Below are 4,975 nucleotides of genomic sequence, written 5' to 3'. Positions count from 1 at the left end.
GTGACGCCGTTGATCGTGCTGACCGGCACCGCCATCGCGATGGCACTGCCGGGCGAGCGTGCGGGCATGGCCAACTCGGGTCCACATGGGCTCTCCTAGTGACTCGATCCTTGACTCGAGCCGCTGGTCAATGCGCCGAACAATCCGGAGAGCACGCTGCCACCCAGTGCGCTCGGCAGACCGTTGCTGGAGCCGGACGCGAAGCCGCTGGCCGACCCGGTCAGATATCCGCGACCTGGACCGGTGGTCGAGCCGGAAAAGCCGTCGGGCGCATCGTTGTTCAGTTCGTCGAGACCACAGGCGGCGAGTCCGCCGCCGGACCCGCTGGTCAGAGCACTGAGAATCCCGGCCGCCAACCCGGCGGCGGATCCGGCCTGCGGTCCACCGGAGGATCCCCCGAGGAACCCGGTCGCGGACCCGGTAACCGACCCGGTCGCAGCCGATTTGGCCCAGCCGCTGAGGAAACTCTGCAGACAGGCCTGGCCGGGCGGCAGCGCCACATCGGTCGTCGCATCGACCGGTGTCGCGCTGGGATCCTCCACCGTGAGCGGTTCGGCGGTGGCGGGTCCGGCCCCGACAGCGAGGGCGAGGGCGAGGAAAGCGGTGATCAGAATGGTGTATCGCATGGAAAAGCTGCTCTCGTGTGATTCACATCGAAACGCCTACTGCTCGACAACCGTGCAGGACAGTCGATTTCGAGTACAAGCGATGATCCGTCCAGCGATCTCCTGGACGTGTGACCAATTTAGCCCCACGATCACAACTTCGTAGGGCGAATGCGAAACGGAGATGCATACCTTCAGTGACTTCTGCGGCAAGCGCCGCTCGGCGCCGAGGGCATGGAGCGATTCATGCTCGGCGTACCGGACCTGACGGGAGGAGGTTCGACACGAGCAGTCGGACGAACGGCGCGCTGACGTACGTGCCGGCATCGAAGCGATTCTCGAGTCGTACCAGGAGATGGAACGGATCATGGACAGCGGCAATGTGGCCCGGTCGGATGAGGTAAGCCATCGAATGTGGTTGCATCACAACAAACTTGCCTTGATCGCACCCCCAGCTGGTTGATCCACTCCAGGAATTGGCCAGAGCACTGCATGCCGCGTACTGGGATGGGTGGTCGGCCGGACGGCAAGCTTGGGCTCATTTGCGGAGCCCACTCGCCCGCTTCAATGAGGCCGCCCGGAACGAGATGACCCCTGTCCGCTGACATTCCTCCCACGCCAACGACCGGACAGATCTCGTCTGCGTTCGGAAAACGATGGTCAGCCGACCTTTCTCGCGTATTCGGCGGCGGTGAGCAGGCGGTAGGTAGTGGCGCCCGCCGCCAGCTTGATCTTGTACAGCCATGTGCGATACGCGTCGGCGTTCACTTCCCCGGGAGTGTCGACGGCGTCGGCGTTCATCGCGATGACCTCACCGGTCACCGGGCTGCAGATCTCGTAGGAGACCTTGACCGATTCCAGGGCGCCGACGGCCTCACCGGCAGTGACCTGCTTGCCGACCGGGGGCAGCTGAAGGAACACGATGTCCCCGAGGGTGTTCTGGGCGGGGTCGGTGAGGCCGATCGTCAGCGTGCCGTCTGCTTCGGTGCGCACCCACTCGTGCTCGTCGGTGTACCTGAGGTCGGCAGGAACATTCGACACGGCAAAGCCCCCTCAGATGTGCAGTGGGATCAATCGGTAACACCATGTCATGGCGGAGCATCCGAGCGTCAGGGCCAGTGGATCCGCAGCCGCGCCGGCACGTCCTCGATCCGGATGTAGTTCACCGACGTGGGCACGCTCAGTGGTGTTGCCCGGTGGCGGCTTTCCCACCAGTAGGTCGCCGCGATCGTCGCGTAGGCGGCGGCCACCGCCACCACGGGCAACAGGATCGCGATTGTCACCAACAGGGTCATCGACATGAAATGCTCCCCCCGCGCGGAAGAGGTCCCCGCCACACTGCGGCCGATATCGCACACCCGTAAATAGTCTGTGCCTCAACACATCTCGAGCCACCAAACATGTGGTTCGTCCCACACGGTCAGAGGTCGGGGATGTGGCCTGGATGAGTGGGTGCGTCCAGGCCGCCTCAGCCCGTCGGATGCGTGCCTGCCCGGGTGCGCCCGGGGCGCGCCCGCGCGGGGTGCCGGTCACCGGTCGGGGGGGTACGCGTGTCGCCGCCGGTGACAAGGGGTGCAGCAGTTCCGCCCGGCAGACGAGCAAGGGCATGGGAGATCTCGGGGAAGGCCGCGTTGAGGGAGTTGCCGTTGCGGCTGGTCATGTGACACACGCCGTCGGAAATCCATGCCAGGCAGCGGATTCCGTCGTACTTCCATTCGTAGGCGTAGCAGGTGTCGCCGTCGGCGGGAGCGGGCCCGGGCGTGGCGAGCATCGGCGCCGGAGGGCGCACCAGACCCCGAACCTACCCGCGAAAGATACCGAGCGGTCGCATCATCGTGATGCTCCGGAATCCCGTATCCCCGGTGGAATTCGTCGTACTGTCCGTGCCGGGAACTACCGTCTGCCGATCGAGCCGGTTCTGGTCATGTGGGTGCGGGTGGCTCGGCGGCGGGGTGCATGACGGCGTCCCACCACGATTCGAGCCGACTCGGCTCCGGCCAGCGCACCACCGGCACATCGTCATCGGAACCGCGGGTGATGGCGGGTGTGGTCGTATGCGGCTTTCCCGGCCGGCGAGCGGGCTTGTCACCGCGTGGTTCGTGTGGGGTTGCTGTCATGGCGCACCTCCGAATCCCTGGCTCGACGCCCGGTCTCACCGGGGCGGGCTGGATTCGCAACTCGCGGCGGCGGTGTACGCCGAGGTCGACCGCGCGCGGGGAATGCCGCGAAGGCCCAGGGCAATGCCGAGGGGTCTGCGCCACCACCGGGGGGCCGACGTGCGCCAGCGTAGGCGTTCAAGGTCAACGGCAGGCTACATCCGAGCCGATTGCCGGGGCCTGCCACATCGGACGGACGAGGTCGGATGGACGAGGGTCTCGCCCCAGCGTCGCGGTAGTGAACGTGGGGCGAGACCGCACGATCGGGAAGCTGTGAACGAGTGATCCCTCCATGCGTTCACGGGTAGCGGCGCCCGCGCCGCGGCCGCTTGATTGCAGGTATTGACAACCCGCCTCGGGCAGCGCATCATTTAACCACTTGGTTAATTAACCGAATGGTGTAATAAACGTCATGTCCGAGGATCAACTCGACTCTGTCTTCGCCGCTCTGTCCGATGCGACTCGGCGGGCGATACTCGCCCGGCTCGCGGAGGGGGAGGCGACAGTCGGCGAGCTGGCCGAACCGTTCGCGATGAGCTTGCCCGCTGTCTCCAAACACCTGAAGGTGCTCGAGCGCGCCGGGCTGATCACCCGAAGCCGCGACGCGCAGTGGCGTCCTTGTCGACTCGAGCCCGCCCCGCTAGCAGCGGCGACCGACTGGCTGGAGCGCTACCGAAACTTCTGGGGCGATCGCCTCGATCGCCTCGACGAACATCTGCAACGCATTCAACATAAGGAGCTACCGTGACCGAACACCTGGACCTGCCACAGGGGGACCTGCGGCTGCTGGATACCACTATCGCGCGCGAACTGCTGGTGGCGAATCTGCCTGCCCGGCTGGCCTTCACCGCCGCCGACGGCACCCCACGCGTTGTCCCGATCAACTTCTGGTGGAACGGCGAGGAGGTGGTGATGACCGGATTCGCGCCCTCGCACAAGAACCGTGCGTTGCGCGCTCGGCCAGATGTCGCCCTCACCATCGACACCAACGACGCTCCGCCGCAGGTGCTGCTGCTGCGTGGCCGTGCCGAGATCACCGAATCCGACGGCCTTCCACCTGAATACGCGGCGGCCATGCGCAAGGGCGGCGACCCCGCGGTGGAGGAGTATCTGCAGTTTGTGGCCGGGATGGCGCCCCGTATGGAGCGCATTGCCGTGCGACCCACCTGGGCTGCGGTGATGGACTTTCGTACCCGCTTCCCCAGCGGCGCACCCGACTGGATGACCGGTCAGCAGCAGCCCGCCTGAACCCCTCGCGAGAATCCGAGAGAACCAACGCCTCATGAGCAACCGCGAATTCACCCTTGTCCGTGTCTTCGACGCGCCCCGGGACCTGGTCTTCCGGGCCTGGATCGAACCCGACCAGATCGCCGAATGGGCCGGCCCCCACGGCTTCACCACCCGCCGCGACAGCATCGTCGCCGAACCAGTCCCCGGCGGCCGCTACGAATCGATCATGGTCTCCGACACCGACGGCACCGAATACCGCAGCGTCGGAACATTCCGCGAGATCGTCGAACCCGAACGGTTGGTGTTCACCTGGGGTGACCCCACGGGCGATGGCGGCCCCGAGCGAGATTCCGTCATCACGGTCACCTTCGCCGATGCCGGAGACGGCAAGACCGCTATGAACTTCCACCTGCGGGCTCCCGGCCCGTTGTCCCCGGACGACAGCGCGGCCTACGGCTGGGGCCAAAGCTTGGATCGCCTCGCACATACCCTTTGACAGCGGCTGTGGTCCGGGGGGACGGGACCCGATATCGCAATCGGCAGAACGAAATCTGGTCGAACCTGCGAACCGCACTCACCGACATCTATCTGGCCAATGTGACTCCACAGTTGCGTAACCGACTGTTCATCCTTCATGCCTGCCGACCTCGAGCCCGGACAATGCCACCAGTGGCTACGTGAACGCGCCAGCGTCATCGCGCAGCCGCGCGCAGTGGTCAGGCAGTTCGAGTCTGCACCATGGCGAACACTCGATCCTGCCTGCTAGACCTCTCTTTCGGACACGATCCAGAGCGACGGGCAACCTGGACCCGGCTGGGTCCCCTCACGCACCACCGACCGCACCTGATGGGTCATCCGCGTGGTGCGACGCTGATAGCGATCCAGGACGCCGGGAACCTGTTCTCGAAATGTCTTGCAGCAGTTCGATGTCAGGCACACCAGGCGGCGGACACGGACCTGCAACACCACCGCCCGACTGTCGAG

General features: G+C 65.6%; 8 protein-coding genes and 2 pseudogenes. 4 read left to right on the top strand and 6 right to left on the bottom strand.

Translation table 11 applies throughout. The features are described from left to right. Positions 1–96 (top strand): annotated as a pseudogene (locus tag ACWEKS_RS48775) (potassium-transporting ATPase subunit KdpA); the annotation flags it as partial. Here ACWEKS_RS48775 and ACWEKS_RS48770 read toward each other — a convergent pair. The 5 genes from ACWEKS_RS48770 to ACWEKS_RS48750 all read right to left on the bottom strand — a co-directional run bounded on the left by ACWEKS_RS48770 (position 96) and on the right by ACWEKS_RS48750 (position 2,722). Continuing rightward, entirely contained in the window at positions 96–626 is a 531-nt protein-coding gene (locus tag ACWEKS_RS48770; RefSeq protein WP_452346514.1) for a hypothetical protein, read from the bottom strand. The pseudogene ACWEKS_RS48775 and the gene ACWEKS_RS48770 overlap by 1 nt on opposite strands. A 639-nt stretch (positions 627–1,265) precedes the next feature. Next, complete coding sequence (gene gcvH, locus ACWEKS_RS48765) at positions 1,266–1,646, bottom strand: glycine cleavage system protein GcvH (protein WP_452346513.1); 381 nt, start codon at positions 1,644–1,646, stop codon at positions 1,266–1,268. Positions 1,647–1,714: 68 nt separating this feature from the next. Further along, positions 1,715–1,906, bottom strand: coding sequence for a hypothetical protein (locus ACWEKS_RS48760; RefSeq protein ID WP_452346512.1), 192 nt, complete (start codon positions 1,904–1,906; stop codon positions 1,715–1,717). Positions 1,907–2,073: 167 nt separating this feature from the next. Then, positions 2,074–2,394: an ATP-dependent DNA ligase gene (locus tag ACWEKS_RS48755; protein WP_452346511.1), complete on the bottom strand. Its 321-nt coding sequence runs from the start codon at positions 2,392–2,394 to the stop codon at positions 2,074–2,076. Positions 2,395–2,527: 133 nt separating this feature from the next. Beyond that, on the bottom strand, positions 2,528–2,722 hold the full coding sequence (locus ACWEKS_RS48750) for a hypothetical protein (protein WP_452346510.1): 195 nt from the start codon (positions 2,720–2,722) through the stop codon (positions 2,528–2,530). A 451-nt stretch (positions 2,723–3,173) separates the two neighbouring features. On the opposite strand from ACWEKS_RS48750, the gene ACWEKS_RS48745 reads away from it, so the two are divergent. From ACWEKS_RS48745 to ACWEKS_RS48735, 3 genes are read left to right on the top strand one after another with little or no spacing between them, the layout of a single operon-like run. Next, entirely contained in the window at positions 3,174–3,509 is a 336-nt protein-coding gene (locus ACWEKS_RS48745) for an ArsR/SmtB family transcription factor (RefSeq protein WP_364611996.1), read from the top strand. After that, positions 3,506–4,009, top strand: coding sequence for a pyridoxamine 5'-phosphate oxidase family protein (locus ACWEKS_RS48740; RefSeq protein WP_452346509.1), 504 nt, complete (start codon positions 3,506–3,508; stop codon positions 4,007–4,009). Before ACWEKS_RS48745 ends, ACWEKS_RS48740 begins: the two co-directional genes overlap by 4 nt. Before the next feature lie 34 nt (positions 4,010–4,043). Next, positions 4,044–4,487 (top strand): SRPBCC family protein, encoded by a 444-nt coding sequence (locus tag ACWEKS_RS48735; RefSeq protein ID WP_452346508.1) that lies wholly within the window; start codon positions 4,044–4,046, stop codon positions 4,485–4,487. A 266-nt stretch (positions 4,488–4,753) separates the two neighbouring features. Here ACWEKS_RS48735 and ACWEKS_RS48730 read toward each other — a convergent pair. Then, positions 4,754–4,975, bottom strand: a pseudogene (locus ACWEKS_RS48730) (hypothetical protein); the annotation flags it as partial.

The organism is Nocardia sp. NPDC004711 (genome assembly GCF_053601595.1).
Note: the sequence above shows the minus strand (reverse complement) of the source record. Positions and strands in the feature narration are given on the sequence as shown.